The sequence below is a fragment of the Gemmatimonas sp. genome, assembly GCF_036405635.1.
Classification (GTDB): domain Bacteria; phylum Gemmatimonadota; class Gemmatimonadetes; order Gemmatimonadales; family Gemmatimonadaceae; genus Gemmatimonas.
On the sequence record NZ_DASWXE010000209.1, the window covers coordinates 1 to 16,014 of the forward strand.

General features: G+C 65.6%; 18 protein-coding genes. 3 read left to right on the forward strand and 15 right to left on the reverse strand.

Features of this window, described 5'->3' with window-relative positions; all coding sequences use genetic code 11:
• Positions 1-130 precede the first annotated feature (130 nt).
• From VGE27_RS16620 to VGE27_RS16630, 3 genes are read left to right on the forward strand one after another with little or no spacing between them, the layout of a single operon-like run.
• Positions 131-1,099: a DMT family transporter gene (locus VGE27_RS16620; protein ID WP_331050796.1), complete on the forward strand. Its 969-nt coding sequence runs from the start codon at positions 131-133 to the stop codon at positions 1,097-1,099.
• A complete protein-coding gene (locus VGE27_RS16625; RefSeq protein ID WP_331050797.1) occupies positions 1,096-1,785 on the forward strand; it encodes an HAD family hydrolase in 690 nt (229 codons plus the stop codon). Before VGE27_RS16620 ends, VGE27_RS16625 begins: the two co-directional genes overlap by 4 nt.
• Positions 1,782-2,507, forward strand: a complete 726-nt coding sequence (locus VGE27_RS16630; RefSeq protein ID WP_331050798.1) for a hypothetical protein — start codon at positions 1,782-1,784, stop codon at positions 2,505-2,507. Before VGE27_RS16625 ends, VGE27_RS16630 begins: the two co-directional genes overlap by 4 nt.
• 40 nt (positions 2,508-2,547) lie before the next feature.
• On the opposite strand, the gene VGE27_RS16635 is transcribed toward VGE27_RS16630, so the two are convergent.
• From VGE27_RS16635 to ruvB, 15 genes are all read right to left on the reverse strand, one after another.
• On the reverse strand, positions 2,548-2,679 hold the full coding sequence (locus VGE27_RS16635) for a FeoB-associated Cys-rich membrane protein (RefSeq protein ID WP_331050799.1): 132 nt from the start codon (positions 2,677-2,679) through the stop codon (positions 2,548-2,550).
• 20 nt (positions 2,680-2,699) lie between these two features.
• Entirely contained in the window at positions 2,700-4,835 is a 2,136-nt protein-coding gene (gene feoB, locus VGE27_RS16640; RefSeq protein ID WP_331050800.1) for a ferrous iron transport protein B, read from the reverse strand.
• Between the two features lie 88 nt (positions 4,836-4,923).
• Positions 4,924-5,220 carry a FeoA family protein gene (locus tag VGE27_RS16645; RefSeq protein WP_331050801.1) on the reverse strand — a complete coding sequence of 99 codons (297 nt, stop codon included), beginning with the start codon at positions 5,218-5,220 and terminating at the stop codon, positions 4,924-4,926.
• A 104-nt stretch (positions 5,221-5,324) separates the two neighbouring features.
• Entirely contained in the window at positions 5,325-6,131 is an 807-nt protein-coding gene (lgt, locus tag VGE27_RS16650; protein ID WP_331050802.1) for a prolipoprotein diacylglyceryl transferase, read from the reverse strand.
• Between the two features lie 85 nt (positions 6,132-6,216).
• On the reverse strand, positions 6,217-7,326 hold the full coding sequence (gene tsaD, locus VGE27_RS16655; protein ID WP_331050803.1) for a tRNA (adenosine(37)-N6)-threonylcarbamoyltransferase complex transferase subunit TsaD: 1,110 nt from the start codon (positions 7,324-7,326) through the stop codon (positions 6,217-6,219).
• Positions 7,327-7,435: 109 nt separating this feature from the next.
• Positions 7,436-7,987, reverse strand: a complete 552-nt coding sequence (locus VGE27_RS16660; RefSeq protein ID WP_331050804.1) for a TlpA disulfide reductase family protein — start codon at positions 7,985-7,987, stop codon at positions 7,436-7,438.
• A complete protein-coding gene (gene rpe, locus VGE27_RS16665) occupies positions 7,984-8,649 on the reverse strand; it encodes a ribulose-phosphate 3-epimerase (protein ID WP_331050805.1) in 666 nt (221 codons plus the stop codon). The genes VGE27_RS16660 and rpe overlap by 4 nt, the downstream gene beginning before the upstream one ends.
• 27 nt (positions 8,650-8,676) lie before the next feature.
• Positions 8,677-9,219, reverse strand: coding sequence for a PASTA domain-containing protein (locus VGE27_RS16670; RefSeq protein ID WP_331050806.1), 543 nt, complete (start codon positions 9,217-9,219; stop codon positions 8,677-8,679).
• An 8-nt stretch (positions 9,220-9,227) separates the two neighbouring features.
• Positions 9,228-10,625 carry a 16S rRNA (cytosine(967)-C(5))-methyltransferase RsmB gene (gene rsmB, locus VGE27_RS16675; protein ID WP_331050807.1) on the reverse strand — a complete coding sequence of 466 codons (1,398 nt, stop codon included), beginning with the start codon at positions 10,623-10,625 and terminating at the stop codon, positions 9,228-9,230.
• Entirely contained in the window at positions 10,622-11,596 is a 975-nt protein-coding gene (gene fmt, locus VGE27_RS16680) for a methionyl-tRNA formyltransferase (protein WP_331050808.1), read from the reverse strand. The genes rsmB and fmt overlap by 4 nt, the downstream gene beginning before the upstream one ends.
• 14 nt (positions 11,597-11,610) lie before the next feature.
• Entirely contained in the window at positions 11,611-12,201 is a 591-nt protein-coding gene (def, locus tag VGE27_RS16685; RefSeq protein ID WP_331050809.1) for a peptide deformylase, read from the reverse strand.
• A gap of 16 nt (positions 12,202-12,217) precedes the next feature.
• Positions 12,218-12,571: a preprotein translocase subunit YajC gene (yajC, locus tag VGE27_RS16690; RefSeq protein ID WP_331050810.1), complete on the reverse strand. Its 354-nt coding sequence runs from the start codon at positions 12,569-12,571 to the stop codon at positions 12,218-12,220.
• The gene (tgt, locus tag VGE27_RS16695) at positions 12,568-13,722 is read right to left on the reverse strand and encodes a tRNA guanosine(34) transglycosylase Tgt (RefSeq protein ID WP_331050811.1); all 1,155 of its coding nucleotides are present in this window, start codon (positions 13,720-13,722) and stop codon (positions 12,568-12,570) included. Before tgt ends, yajC begins: the two co-directional genes overlap by 4 nt.
• Positions 13,719-14,840: a tRNA preQ1(34) S-adenosylmethionine ribosyltransferase-isomerase QueA gene (gene queA / locus VGE27_RS16700; RefSeq protein ID WP_331050812.1), complete on the reverse strand. Its 1,122-nt coding sequence runs from the start codon at positions 14,838-14,840 to the stop codon at positions 13,719-13,721. Before queA ends, tgt begins: the two co-directional genes overlap by 4 nt.
• Positions 14,841-14,884: 44 nt before the next feature.
• Positions 14,885-15,913 carry a Holliday junction branch migration DNA helicase RuvB gene (gene ruvB, locus VGE27_RS16705; RefSeq protein WP_331050813.1) on the reverse strand — a complete coding sequence of 343 codons (1,029 nt, stop codon included), beginning with the start codon at positions 15,911-15,913 and terminating at the stop codon, positions 14,885-14,887.
• Positions 15,914-16,014 lie beyond the last annotated feature (101 nt).

The window sequence follows — 16,014 nt, forward strand, 5'->3', positions numbered from 1 at the left end:
AAGATGCCCAGGATGTTGAGCTTCCCTTCCTGGGAGATGTTCGCGGCGTCGGCGAAGAGCGCAAAGGTGACGTTCATCCCCCAACCTAACGGCGCTACCAGCGGTCGGCACGGTCCGCCTAGATTGCGGGATGCCCTCTGACACCGCCTCCGGCCCGTCGCCTCACTCCCGGCAGGGGTTCGGGGCCACGGATGCCTGGCTGGTCTTCATGGCCGTCATCTGGGGGGTCAACTACAGCGTGGTGAAAGCTGGGTTGGCGCATCTGTCGCCACTCGTCTTCAACGGCACCCGCATGGTGCTCGCCACGGTGGTGCTGTTCACCGTCGCGGCGTTTGTGCGCGGCACGCCATGGCCGAAGGGGCGCGAGCGGATCCAGTTGCTGCTCATCGGGTTGCTGGGTAACGGCCTCTATCAGGTGCTCTTCATCTTCGGGCTGTCGCGGACGCGCGCCGGAGTGGCGGCGCTGATCGTGGCGGCCACACCGGCGTGGATCGCCATCATTTCGCAAGTCATCGGACGCGAGCGTGTCACGCGCATTTCAGCCGTGGGCATCGGCATGCAGTTGCTCGGCGTGGCGTGCGTGGTGGGCAGCGCACATGGCTTCGGTGGAGATGGCGGCGGTGTCATGTGGGGCGCCGCACTCATGGCCGGTGGCAGTGTCTGCTGGGCACTGTTCACTGTCCTGCTGCAGCCCCATACCCAACGGGCGCATCCCCTGCATCTCTCGGCCGTCACCATGACGAGCGGCGCGGTATTGATCGTGTCTATCTCCCTGCCCGACATGCTGCGGCTGGATTGGGGTGCGGTGCCGCTCAGTGCGTGGGGCTCCGTGGTGTATGCCGGGATCGGGGCGCTCGTGGTGGCATACCTGCTGTACTATCACGGGGTGCGGGTGCTCGGACCAACACGCACGTCCATGTACAGCAACCTGCAGCCGGTCATCGCGCTGGGTGTGGCATGGCTCATGTTGCATGAGCAGCCCAGCGGATGGCAGTTGCTGGGCGCGGCGTTCATTCTGGGCGGTCTGCTGCTTTCGCGGGTATCACGACGCACGGCGGCCAGTCCCGCCGGAACTTCTGAAGGACTGAGGCGCGCATGAACGTGGTGTTGTTCGATATCGATGGCACGTTGCTTCGCACCGATGGCGCCGGACGCCGTGCGATGGAGCGCGCCATGCAGGCCCTCCACGGCGTGGTGGGCAGTGCGGAGTACCGCTATGACGGCAAGACCGATCGGCAGATCATCCGCGAGCAGATGCGTGAGGCCGGTATCGCCGACGATGCGATTGCCGGACAGATGGACGTGCTCATTGCGCAGTACCTGCAGAATCTCGAAAGCGAACTGCGCGAGCGCCCCGATCAGGCGGTGCTGTGCGCGGGGGTGTTGCCCTTGCTCGACCGGCTGCGTGGCCGTGAGGATGTCACACTCGGTCTGCTGACGGGCAACGTGGAGCGTGGGGCGCGCCAGAAGCTCGCGGCCGTTGGTGTGAACTTCGACCAGTTCGTCGTGAATGCCTTTGGTTGCGACCACGAGCATCGCCCGGAGTTGCCGTCCATCGCCCGTGGCCGTGCGGAGACGTTCCTTGGTCGTGCCGTTGCTGGCGATCAGCTGGTGATCATTGGTGACACGCCGGCCGATATCCATTGCGGACGTTCCATCGGTGTGCGCGCCATTGGCGTGGCGACGGGGCGCTATTCGGTGGATGACTTGGCTGCGCATGGACCTGCCGCCGTGTTCGCGTCACTCGAGGATACGGACGCGGTGGTGGAGGCCATGCTGTCGTGAGCCTGGTCGGGCCGATCTCCGTGCGGGTGGTGGGTATGGTGCGTGGACGCGAAGTCGACGCGCTGGGCACAGCATCGCTCGAAACCGATGGCCTGGTGATCGCATGGCCACCGGCAGCGGCCTGGCGACTCGATCTCGATGGCATCGACGGTGTGGCGCTGGCGAACACGTCGCTCACCGTATATCTGCGCGAGCATGATGTCCTTGAACTGTCCGGCGATGGCGCACTGCGTACGCTGGGGCAGGGGCTGTTGGATCTGGCGTGTCGCGTACCCGAGATGATGCGTGGCGGTCGCGCGAGCGGTCTCGCGCTGTCGGTGTCCCATGACACGGGACTGCAGGGCGCACACGATCGCTGGCTGGCTCCCCTGCTCAGTGTGCGTCGGGCCATTCAAGGCGTGACGGATCCCGAGCGTCAGGTCGCGTTGCTCGACGGATCGCGTCTGGCCGACGACATGTTGCGGGCGCTCACCGAAATTGCCGCGATTCGTTATCCCGAAGACGCCGCCCAGCAGCGTGCGCTCGAAGCTGCGATGGAAGACGAAGCCGAGCCGATGTTCGACGCACTCGAGCGGGTAGCGATGGCGGCGGCTGACCTGCGGGGAGGAGCCATGGACACGCGCATCGCCGACTGGCGGCGCTGGATTGTGTCCGTGCAGGAGACGTTCTCCACGGCCGATGAAGCCTGGAACGAAATCCGCGAGTTGCTCGAGGAAAGCTGAAAGACGGCCGGGCGACGCATCACCGCGTCGCCCACGATGCTCAGTGGCCGCAGCCGCAATCGGTACCGCAGCCACCCTTGGGCTTTCGGGCTGCCGCGAAGGCCTTCCACAACTGTGAGCCGGCATACCAGACGGCCCCCGACACGATCAGGACCACGATCACCGTCGACATCGTTCGCCTCCCGTCTGTAATCAGCCGAAGCCCAGCGCCTGGCCGCCCACGTACACGATCCATGCTGCGCCGTAGGCCAGCGCCAGCATGTACACGAACTGCACACCCGCCCACTTCCAGCCGATCGCGCCACCACCGGCTTCGCGCACCGTGATGGCGGATGTGCTCATGCACATCAACGCGAACACGTAGAACACCATCAGCCCCACGGCGACCAACGGCGAGTACACCAGCCGTCCCGTGGCGTCCTTCTCTTCACGCAACCGCTCGGTGAGGGCCGCCTCGTCTTCGCTGCCCACGCCGTAGATCGTGCCCATCGTGGAGACGAACACTTCGCGCGCGGCGAAGCTGGCCGCGATCGATACGCCGATCTTCCAGTCATACCCCAGCGGGCGCACCACGGGTTCGATCACATGCCCGACGCGGCCCAGCACGGAATGTTCGAGCTGCTGCTCCTGCTGCATCTCCGGCGACAGCGCCGGGTCGGGCGAGGTTTTGGGGTAGGTGGCCATCGCCCACAACACAATGGAGAGCGACAGAATCACCGTGCCGGCGCGCTGCACAAACAGCATGCAGCGCTGGTACACCGAGATGCCCAGCGACTTGAGGCTGGGCCAGCGATACGGTGGCAGTTCGAGGATCATCGGGCGCACCGGACCCTTGAGCAGGGTGCGCTTGAAGATCGCCGCCATGATCAGCGCCGCCACGGTGCCGAGCAGATACATGCCGAGCATGGTGGCGCCCTGGAGTGTGAGTCCGGGCAGCAGCGCAGTGGCCGGCACGAACGCGCCAATCAGCAGCGTGTACACGGGCAGGCGTGCCGAACAACTCATCAGCGGTACCACCATGATGGTGGCCAAACGATCCTTGGGATCTTCGATCGTGCGCGTGGCCATGATGCCCGGCACAGCGCAGGCATATCCCGACAGCATCGGGATGAAGCTCTTGCCATGCAGGCCCACCGAGCGCATCACGCGGTCCATGAGAAATGCCGCGCGCGCCATGTAGCCCGAATGTTCGAGCAGGCCGATGAACGTGAACAGGATCGCGATCTGCGGCAGGAATACGAGGACCGATCCCACACCACCGAACACGCCGTCCACGATGAGCGATCGCAGGTCACCCTCCGGCAGCAGCGTCCCCACGGCCCCACCGGCGCTCGCAATCAGCGCTTCGATGCCGTCCATGAGTGGAGCGGCCCACGTGAACACCGACTGGAACACCACGGCCATCAGCAGCAGGAACAGCAGCGGGCCGCCGACGCGGTGCAGTGCCACCCGATCGATGCGATCGGATAGGGAGCTTGCATGTGTCTCCTTGCTGCGCGTGACGGTGTGGCCGACCACATCGGCGATCCAGGCGTAACGCACCTCCGACTCCAGTCGCGACGGACGGAATCCCGCAGTTTGCAGCGTACTCGCCGCCTGTCGGGTCGCCTCGGCCAACCCAGGCACCTGTGCGAGATGCGCATCGGTGCGCTCCACACCCAGCACACGCAGCGCTTCCATGGCGGCAGCGCTCGGCAGAAATCCGTCGGAGACAAGACGAGCCTCGACCGGCTCGAGCGCAGCACGCACGGCTTCGGGCAGCGCAAAGCGACGTGCTGGCGCGGGCAGCATGACGGCCGTGAGCAGCGCCTGCTTGAGCGGCTCCATGCCCTCCCCACGTTTCGCGACCGTGGGCACAATGGGCACGCCCAGCTCGTGAATCAGCTCGGGCACATCGATGGTGATGCCTTCCGCCTGCGCCACATCGAACTGGTTGAGTGCGATGACAACGGGCACGCCCAGTTCAATCACCTGACTCGCCAGGAACAGGTTGCGCTCGAGATGCACCGCATCGACCACAACCAGCACCACATCGGGGCGCCACCGATCGGCATCGCGACGTTGCAGCACATCGAGCGCGATCTGTTCGTCGGGCGAGCCGGCCGAGAGGGAGTAACTGCCCGGCAGGTCGAGCACCACGATGCGGCGCCCATCCGGTCCCTTGAAGCTCCCTTCCACCCGTTCGACCGTGACGCCAGCGAAATTGCCCACGCGCTGGCGCAATCCCGTGAGGGCGTTGAAGAGCGTGGTCTTGCCGGTGTTCGGGTTGCCGATGATGGCAACACGCAACGCATCGGTGGCGACGGGCGGCGGGGACGTGCTGGGCATGCTCATGATGCGCCTACCAGATGATCACGGGCACGATCGGGAGCGACGATACCCGCAGCCACGTCAGAATGCAGAGGGGCGCGCGCCGTCAGGCGCGGGCCGCGAGCTGAACGGTGATGCCTGCCGTCAGGGCGGCGCCTAGCGCCAGCCGCGTACCACGGACTTCGAGGAGCATCGCGTCGCGGGCGTCGATCACGTTCACGGCGGTGCCTTCGCACAGTCCCAATGCCCGGAGACGGCAGGCTTCGTCACCGGTGCAATCAATATCGACCACCGTCACACGGGCTCCCGCGCCGCACGAATTGAGGGCACGCGTTGTCCGCGGTGCGCTCGAGGCGGTGACCGCGTCAGCGGCCGAAGAAATAGGGAGGGACAGTGGCGCCACCGTTTCGGTTGAGAATGGTTCTCAAGGTAACGGTTTGAAGATACCCGGGAGGCTCAGCCGCGGGCAATGGGGACACAGGCCATCGGCTTCCGATGGCCGAAGGGTCACGCCGTCTTCCGCCGGGATGCCATGAGGCCCACACCAATCACGACGATCGTCAGGCCGATCACCTGAGCCACCGTCAGCCCTGCGACAAAGCGGTCGTCCTTGGCGCGGAAGAACTCCACGATGAACCGCTCCACGCCGGCCACGATGCAGTACAGGCCGAACAACCACCCTTCCTTGTGGTTGTGCTTTCGGAACGCCCACAGGATGGCAAACATGCCAAAGCCCATCACCGTTTCGTACAACTGCGTGGGATGGACGGCGATGACCTCGGACGGGCTCGTTCCTGGCGGGAAAATGACGCCAAACTGCTGCGACATGACCGCCGCCGTGCTGGGTGGCGCACCTTCCGGAAACTGCGTCGCCAGGAACCCGTTCCACGGGCGACCATAGTCATCACCCACGGCCCAGCACCCCGTACGACCCACGGCGTAACCGGCCGCGATCGCGATACCCGCCACATCGGCGATGCGCAGGAAGCTGAACTTCCGGTAGCGAATGAACGCGTAACACAGCGCCACCGCGCCCATGAAGCCACCCCAGAACACAAATCCGCCGCGGCTGAAAAACGCCGACGGGTCGCCGGTGAGCACCACGTAGTACGACTTGGCGCCAATCAGCGTGCCGATCAACGCAGCCATCACCAGATCGGGGATTGCGGCCGCTTCCTGATCCTGCCCTCGGCGCCACAGCTCTCGCTGGCAAACGATCTGCGCAATGGCGAACGCCGCCAACACCGCCAGACCAAAGCCGGTGATCTCCAGCGGGCCAAGCGAGAGAGTGGTCGGATGATGAACGATGGGCACGCGTCAGGGGGTCAGGCGGAAACGGAAAGGTGCGACGGGAAAACCACAGCGGCGCCAGGCGCGCACGAAAGGTACCGCGGCGGTGCTACCCCGCGCTGCTCATACCGGGTATTGGCAGCGATGCCGTAGCGGTCATGTCGGGTGCAGCAAATTCACCGCGGAGCAGGCGAAATATGCCAGCCGCAGCAATCATCGCCGCGTTGTCAGTGGCGAGGCGCGGCGTGGGAGCAAAGACATCGCCCTTTCGGCGTGTCATGGCCTCACGCATCGCCCCCTGCAGCGCCTGATTGCACGCCACACCACCACCCAGCACGACACGGGTGCGACGATGCTGACGGGCGGCACGCACCACCTTCTCCACCAGCGTGTCGATCACGGCATCCTGAAAACCGCGGGCAATGCTGGCCCGCTGGGCGTCCATCGTGCCAGCCCGTTCGGCATCACGCACCGCGTACAACACCGCGGTCTTGAGGCCACTGAACGAACAGTCGTAGTAGTCGTCATCACCCGGGGTGGCCGACTTTCGCAGCATTGGGCGCGCAAACCGATGCGGATGTTTGTGCACCGGCGACTCGGCTGTCGCCGCGAGCTGCTCAATGGGACGGCCGCCCGGGTAGGGAAGGCCGAGCAGTTTGGCCACCTTGTCGAAAGCCTCGCCCACTGCATCGTCGCGCGTCTGCCCCAGCAGGCGATACTCGCCCCACGCCGGGACATCCAGCAGCAAGGTGTGTCCACCACTCACGAGTAGCGCGGTGAACGGCGGCGTGGCGTCTGGATGTTCCAGCAACGTGGCAAACAGATGCCCCTCGAGGTGGTGCACCGGCACCAGCGGTTTGCCGTGCGTGAGGGCCAGCGATTTGGCGAAGCTCGTGCCCACCAGCAGTGCACCCACCAGTCCAGGTGCATGCGTCACCGCCACGGCATCACAGTCGGCCAGCGAGATCTTCGCTTCGCGCAGCGCGGCGTCCACCGCGGGCACAATGCCCACCAGATGCTGCCGGCTCGCGATCTCGGGCACCACACCACCGAACAGGCGATGCACATCCTGCGAGAGGATGACGCACGACTCCAGTGTCATCGCCTCGGGCGTGCCCGATACGACGGCCGCCGAGGTCTCGTCACATGAGGTTTCGATGCCGAGCACGCGCATCGGACGCGATGATACGGACACCGTGTCGGCCGCCACACCACTCATCGAGGCCCCACTCACCCGTTGGCGCGCAGGAACAACCACAGCCCGATGGACAGCACCAGGGCTGCCACAGCTCGCGCCGCCTGCTGGGGAGTGAGGCGCATGCCCATGATCAGGACTTGGGCTGGGCCAGGAGCTGCTCGAGCAGCGCGCGATTGCCTGGCGACGACCAGTCGTCTTCGCCGATCCACTTCTTGCGGATCACGCCGTCGCGATCGATGACCATCGTCTCGGGCACGCCCGTGGTGCGGTAGATGCCCTGAATCGTGCCGGCACCATCGTGCAGGATCTCGAACGTCAGGCCGTACTCGCCGACAAACTCGCGGATCTTCTGTTCAGATCCGGCATCGTCCACACTGACGGCGACGATCTTGAGCCCCTTCGGGCCGAGGTCACGATACAGTGCTTCCATGCTGGGCATTTCCTTGCGGCACGGGATGCACCAGGTGGCCCAGATATTGAGCACAACCACGTCGCCGCGATAGTCGGTGAGCGACTTCGTCTTGGCCGGTGAATCCAGGGTTTGCGCGATGAAGCCCGGCGCATCGGAACCCACCGTCACGCTGGTGAGTTCGTCCTTGAGGAAGTGCGACGCCGCGAACGCACCGCCGCCGAGCAGCGCGACGATGCCCAGGACGACGAGCCACTGTTGCTTGACGGTCATGCGGACTCCACGCAGAGATTGCGCAGCACGGCGATTTCTGCACGCGGATCGGCCGCGCCAAAGATCGCGTTGCCGGCCACGAACGTATCGGCACCAGCGCTCCAGCAGCGCTGGATCGTGTCACGCGAAATGCCACCATCCACTTCGAGCACGGCGCGGCTGTCTGCCTGATCCAGCAGGAAACGCATGCGCTCGATCTTGTCGACGGAGTAGTCGATGAATTTCTGGCCGCCGTAGCCCGGATTCACGCTCATGATGAGCACCAGGTCGAGCATGTGCACCACTTCCTCGATGGCGGACAGTGGCGTGCCGGGATTGAGCGCGACGCCGGCCTTGGCACCGAGTTCCTTGATGCGCGCGAGCTGACGATCGAGATGTGGCGCGGCTTCGACGTGAATGGTGAGCACATCCGCGCCCGCCTTCACATAGTCGTCGAAGTACTTCTCGGGTTCCTGCACCATGAGGTGCACATCGACGGTCTTCTGCGTGCATTTGCGCACGGCTTCGATGACCTTCACGCCGAACGACAGGTTCGGCACAAAGCGTCCATCCATCACGTCGACATGGATCCAGTCGGCGCCACCGGCTTCACACATCGCGATCTCGTCGCCGAGGATGCGGAAGTCGGCGCTCAACACGGAGGGGGCGATACGAACGGTCATCTCAGATGCGTCGGAAGTCGTCGAGAATCAGTGCAGTAAATGCTGGGACAGCATCTGCTGCGACAGCGTGTCGGCCGGGTCGCGCCCGTCGCTCAGGACGAGACTGACGGCGCTCCGGCTGAGTACGCGCGCGCCAGACACCGGGAAGGTGCCCAGCACGATGCCGGCGGGCTTGGGGGACGGGCGGAACTGCACCTCGCCCACCTGCAGGCCCGCTTCGAGGATGGCGTTACGGGCATCGCCTTCCTCGAGGTCCGTCACGGCGGGTACCGAAACGAGGTCCGAGGTGGCCGTGGCGGTGTCAGGTGTTACTGGCGTCGCATCGGCAGCCGGCTGGGCGGCTGGTTGCGCATCGGGGATGCGACCTTTGGAGATGGAATCGAGCATGACGGCCAGCGAATCGACGCTGTCGGCACGACCTGGCTCCAGGCGGTTCACCGTCATCACGCCAACGCCAGCGCCGATGGAAACACCCACGACAATGGCGATGAGCGCACGAATGCCCCAGAGGCGAGCCAGTGCCTTGCCTGCCGTCGTGCGGCGCGTGGTGGTCTTGGTCTTGGTGGCCATGATTGAAATCAGGCGGAGCCAGCGTTTCGTCGCAGACGCACGGCAAAGGCGCCGTCGAATCCATGCTGCTGCGGCAACACACGCAATCGGCCGCGATCGATCACCGCATCCGATACCACACCAGTGGGCGGCGGTTCCACGACAAAATCGGGATGAGATGCCAGAAAGGCGTCCACCACGTCGTCGTTTTCTTCCGGCTCGAGCGAGCAGGTGCTGTAAATGAGCAGGCCTCCTGCGCGCACCACACCTGCGGCGGCATGGAGAATCTGTCGCTGCAGCGTACCCAGCACGGCAAAATCCGACGCCTGCAATCGCCAGCGGGCATCCGGGTGTCGGCGGAACGTGCCGGTGCCGGTGCAGGGCACATCCACCAGCACCGCATCCACCGGATCGATGGTCGGTGCGGTGGCATCGGCGACCATGGTGATCATCGTGCGGGCCGGCGACGTGGTATCCACACCCAGGCGGTCGAATCCGCTGCGCATGCGTTCGACACGGGCCTCGCTGCGATCGGCTGCGATGACGGTGCCTGCGCGACGCGCCAACTCGAGCGCTTTGCTGCCCGGCGCGGCGCACAAGTCGGCGACGGCGCTGCCCTCGGCCACGTGGGCATACTGCGCGACCAGCGAGGCCGCCGGGTCCTGTACGTAAAACTGTCCGCGGCGGAACGCTTCCACTTCGGTGAGCGCTACCGGGCCCGTGATCTCCAGCGACTCGGGTACCATCGGCACGTCGCGGGTGCTCACATCGGACTGCGTGAGGCTGTCGGCAAGCATGGCAGCACTCACGCCGTGTGGTCGCACCACCACGGGTGCAGGCGTGTTGTTGAGAGCCAGCAGCGACGCCGTGTGATCGAGGCCAAACCGTGCGGCCCAGCGTCCCACCACCCATGCGGGGTGCGAATGCGTGAGGGCCAAGGCTTCCACGGGATCAGCGGGCAATGTCGGTTCGATGCTGGCGCGTTCACGATCCACGCGACGCAATACGGCATTCACCAGCTTGGCCGCACCGATGCCGTGCTTGCGCTTGACCGCCTCCACCGACTGACCGATCGCTGCGTACGGCGGCACGCTGTCCATGGACAGCAACTGATGGGTGCCAAGCCGCAGCACATCCAGCACGGCATCATCGAGCACCGATAATCCGCCACGAATGCGTGATGCGAGAATCGCATCGATTCGCTCGCGATGGCGCAGCACGCCCCACACCAACTCCTGCACCCAGCGTCGGTCGCGGGCATCGAGTGTGGTGGTGCGTCGCTCGAAACTCTGGTCGAGCAGGTGACCGGCGTGCACATCGCCCAGAATGCCGGCAGCGGCACTGCGCGATGGCGTGATGGCCGTGCCTGGGCCTTTTCCTTTCGTGGCGCGCTTGCCGTGTTGCGGAGGCATGGCGGTCGCGCTCACGACAGCGACGCGGCCGTGAACTCGTCGCCCACCGCCACGCCGCGTCCACGGGACCAGGCGAGCACCGGCATGCGCGGCTTGCCACTGGGTTGCACATCGAGCACGCGCACCGCGCCCACCCCACAACGCACGATCATGCCGTCTGCATCGATGCTGCGCACCGTACCTGGCGGACTTGCCAACGTCGGCTCATCGAGCGCGGCATCACTGCCATCACCCACCAACCGACCGCTGAAGCACTTCACGTCCGCGTCGCGCAGTGTGCTCCATGCGCCGGGACGTGGATCGAATGCCCGGATCACGCGCTGCACCTGCGTTGCCGGTGCACGGAAATCGAGGTGTGCGGTGTTGCGGTCGATCTTCGCGGCATACGTCGCTCGTGCATCGTCCTGCGGCACCGGGTGCGACGCGCCCGCCTCGAGCAGCGCCAGCGCCTGCACAATGGCCAGCGCTCCGGCTTCGGCGAGCGCATCGTGCAACTCGCCGTAGGTGGTGTCGATGTCGATGGGCGTCCGCACCACATGCAGCATGGCACCGGCGTCGAGTGCCGGCACCATCTGCATGATGGTCACGCCCGTTTCCGTCATCCCTTCCAGCAGCGCGGCCTGAATGGGCGCTGCCCCGCGCAGTGCAGGCAGCAGCGAGGCGTGAATGTTGAGCGTGCCCAGGGTGGGCATGTCGATGACGACCATGGGCAGGATGTGCCCGTAGGCCACCACCACCGAGATCTCCGGCGCCAGCGCCTGCATCTCGGCGAGAAACTCCTCACCGCGCGGCTTGGCCGGCTGCAGGACCGGCAGCCCTTCCTCGAGCGCGACCAGCTTCACCGGTGACGGATCGAGCTGGGAGCGCGAACGACCGCGCGGACGATCAGGCTGGGTGACTACACCCACGACATCGTGGCCTTCGCCCAGCAGGGCCCGCAGCGGGGGCACGGCGAAATCGGGCGTGCCCCAGAAAAGAATGCGCATGGGGCGACGCCCGCTCAGCGGTCCGATGAGGCGGAGCCGCTGCCCGAGGCGTTGCCCGAGCCGGCTTCACGCTCTGGCGGCAGGTCGCCCACCGGCAGCACACGCAGCAGCTTCGGATACTTGCCCTTCTCGTGGTCCCAGTCCTTCATCGCCGACCGCTTCTTGAGCAGGCTGAGGCGATCGGTGAACAGCTTGCCGTGCAGGTGATCGATCTCATGCTGCAGGCAGCGGCCGAGCAGCTTCGCCGCGTCGATCTCATACCAGTTGAGATCGATGTCCTGCGCCCGCACGATCACGCGCGCCGGACGGTCCACATCGGCGTAGACCTCGGGAATGGAGAGGCAGCCTTCCTCGCCACGCTCGAGGCCTTCGCGGAGAATGATCTCCGGATTGATGACCACCAGGCGCACATCGTCGGCATCGACGACGGCGAGGCGCTCGAGGCGGCCCACCTGCGGCGCGGCCAGGCCAATACCGCTCGCCGCTTCCATCGTGTCGAACATGTTGTCGACCAGACGGCGCAACTCCGGGGTAACCGACTCCACCCGCTGCGTCTCCTGACGCAGCACGGGGGAGCCCAGCACGTGAATATCGAGCAGTGACACGGGAACTCCGACGGCCTCAGGCCGCGGGCGTGGTGGCGGAACCCACGCGGGCGATACGGCCGCGCTCGATGATCAGTCGCGATTCACCCGACTTGATCGTGATGCGGTCTTCCATCGTGGCGGCGCCGTCCTTTCCCTGCGCGGCGATGTGCAGCACTTCGCCCACAATGCCACCGGCTGTCACGATCTCATCACCCTTCTTGAGGGTGCGGACCGTTTCGTCGTGCCGCTTGCGCTGCTTCTGCTGCGGGCGGATGAGCACGAAATAAAAGATCGCGAAGATCGCGCCATACATGAAAATCATCTGCGGGATCGCGGTGGTCGGCGACGCCTGCAGAAGGGCAAAGCTGGCAATGACGGAAGCGGTCATGAGACAGTCGAGCGGGAGTGATATCGGGCGAGCCAGTCACGACTCCAGCCCGCAAAGGTTCCGGCCAGGACGGCGTCCCGGGCCTCGCGCATCAGCGCCACGAGGAAATGTACATTGTGGAGGCTCAGGAGGCGCAGTCCGAGGATTTCCTCCGCCACGAACAGGTGCCGGATGTACCCCTTGGAAAACCGGGCGCAGGCCACACAACTGCACTCAGGGTCCAGCGGGGACTGGTCCAGCCGCCACGCGGCGTTCTTGATGCTCCGCCGGCCGGTGGTGGTGAAAAACGCGCCCGTCCGGCCCATGCGGGTCGGGGCCACGCAGTCGAACACGTCGACGCCGCGCGCCACACCCTCCACGAGATCCTCCGGGAATCCCACGCCCATGAGGTAGCGGGGACGGTGCCGGGGCAGCACCTCGTTCACCACGTCCAGCATGGCGTACATGTCCGGCTTGGCCTCTCCCACCGAGAGGCCGCCGATGCCGTACCCCACCCAGTCGCTCACGCCCTGAATGGCCGACGCCGATGCCCGGCGCAGCTCGGCGTGAATGCCGCCCTGCACGATGGGAAACAGCGCCTGCTCGGGGCTGGGAGCGAGCGTGTCCTCGCGCTGCAGCTGATCGAAGGCCACGCGGCACCGCTCGAGCCAGCGCACGCTCCGCTCCATGGCCTCCTGCGCCAGGTCGTACGGCGACTGCCCCGGCACGACATGATCGAACTGCATGATCACGTCGGCGCCCAGGTTGCGCTCGATGCGCATGACCGATTCGGGGGTGAACTGCTGCCGCGACCCATCGAGGTGACTGCGAAACTCCACGCCGTCTTCCTGAATGGTGCGCAGTCCTTCCAGCGAGAACACCTGAAACCCACCAGAGTCGGTGAGCATCGGGCCATCCCACTGCATGAAGCGATGCAGGCCGCCAAATGCGCGCACCGTTTCATCACCTGGTCGCAGGCGCAGGTGGTAGGCGTTCGACAGTACCATGGTCGCGCCAAGGCGGTGCAGATCATCCGGATCGAGTGCCTTGACCGACGCCAGCGTGCCCACGGGCATGAACTGCGGCGTCTGCACTGGGCCGTGTGGCGTTTGGAACAGGCCCGCGCGCGCTTCGCCGTCCGTGCCTTCAACCGTGAAGGAAAATCCGCTCACAACACGACCATCGCATCGCCATAGCTGTAGAACCGGTATTGCTCGGCCACCGCCGTGCGATACGCCTGCATCGTGAGATCATATCCCGCAAACGCGGCCACCAGCATGATCAGGGTGGAGCGGGGGAGGTGAAAATTCGTGATCAGGTGGTCCACACCGCGAAAACGGTACGGCGGCCGCAGGAAGATGTTGGTCTCTCCGAGATACGGATGGATGATGCCATCCGCAGTCGCGGCCGTTTCGATGGTGCGCACACAGGTGGTGCCCACTGCCCAGATCTTGCCCCCACGGGCGCGAACCGCGTTGAGCCGCGCCGCGGCGTCGGCCGTGACTTCGCACCACTCCTCGTGCATGACATGCAGCGCCGGATCGTCATCACTCACCGGTCGGAACGTACCCGCGCCCACATGCAGCAGCACATTCACGCGTTCCACACCGCGCGCATTGAGTGCGGCGAGCAGGTCGTCGGTGAAGTGCAGCCCGGCCGTGGGTGCCGCCACCGATCCGGCCTGCGCCGCATAGATGGTCTGGTAGCGCGTGGCATCGGCATCGGTATCCGCGCGCTCGATGTACGGCGGCAGGGGGATATGTCCGTGCTGTTCGATCGCGTGTTGTACCGACGGCAGGTCCGGCGCATGCAGCTTCACGATGCGTGTGCGGCGCGGAGTCGTGTCCACGATCTCCACCGTGAAACCCGGCGCAATCGTCACCATGCGGCCCGGGCGCAGCTTGCCACCCGGATGGATCATCGCTTCGTAGTGCGCGTCGCGGACATGACGCAGCAACAGGATCTCGGCTGGTCCACCACTCTCGCGGTGACCGAGCAAACGCGCCCGGAACACCTTCGTCGTGTTGAGCACCACCGCATCGCCGGCCGGGATCAGCGACAGGATGTCGCGGAAATTCCGATGCGCCAGCGAGCCGGTTTCCCGATCCACCACAAGCAAACGACTCGCATCGCGCGGCTCGAGAGGGAGCTGGGCGATGCGCTCGTCGGGGAGCTCATAGTCGTAGTCGGAGGTGCGATCCCCGATCGCGCGTTCCTGCTCAGGACGCAAATCCTGCAGGAGAGCGGTGTCGGGGTCCGCACCGTCCGGAGAATTGGACGGGGCAGTCATGAGAGCCCTGTAAGACAATCGATACAACCGTTTGACGCAACGGTTCAGAAGAGACCGGGCTGCTCCGCGCTTCCCGCAGGTGGGACGAATCCGAGGTGCCGGAATGCACGAGCGGTCGCGACACGGCCCCGCGGTGTGCGCTGCAGAAATCCGTGTTGTACGAGGAACGGTTCATATACCTCCTCGATCGTGCCGGGATCCTCACCGATGGCCGCCGCCATCGTGCTCAGCCCCACGGGCCCGCCTTCGAACTTCTCGATGATCGCCCGCAGCAGGCGCCCGTCCATGTCATCGAGGCCGAAATGATCCACGTCGAGCAGGGCCAGCGCTGCCTCGGCCACCTCCTGCGTGATGCGGCCGTTCGCGCGCACTTCAGCGTAGTCACGTACGCGACGCAGCAGACGGTTGGCCACGCGAGGCGTGCCGCGGGAGCGTCGCGCGATCTCATGCGCACCGGCCGCGTCCATTTCCACACGCAACACCTCGCCCGTACGACGGACGATCACCTCCAGATCGTCCACTGGATAGAACCCGAGCTGGTGGACGATGCCGAAGCGCGCACGCAGCGGCGCTGTCAGCATGCCGAGTCGCGTGGTGGCGCCCACGAGCGTGAAACGCTCGATGTTCATGGGCACCGTGCGCGCATTCGGGCCGTCGGACAGCCGGATGTCGATGCGGAAATCCTCCATCGCCGAATAGAGGAACTCTTCGATAACCGGTCGCAGACGATGGATTTCGTCGATGAACAGGACGTCGCCTTCGCGCAGGCTGGTGAGCGGGGCGACCAGATCACCGGGTTTCTCCAGGGCGGGGCCGGAGGTGACCGTGAGGTTGACCCCGAGTTCGCGCGCAATGAGATCGGCCAGGGTCGTCTTGCCCAACCCCGGCGGGCCGAAGAACAGCAGGTGGTCGACCGGCTCCTTCCGGGCCCGGGCGGCGTCGAGCGCGATGGCCAGGCTCTCCTTCACCCGGCTTTGCCCGATGAACTCGGCCAGCCGCTGGGGGCGAAGGGACAGCTCGACGGCGCCGTCTTCAGACAGCGCTTCCGGGGTGGTGATCTCGGCGCGGCTCATGCCCCTGAACATAGCCCGGCACCCCCGGCCGTGGCGGGGGTATGTGGTGCCAGAGCGTTTTCATGCAGCATTCCGGCTGTGACTGCGTATCTTCATGAGAT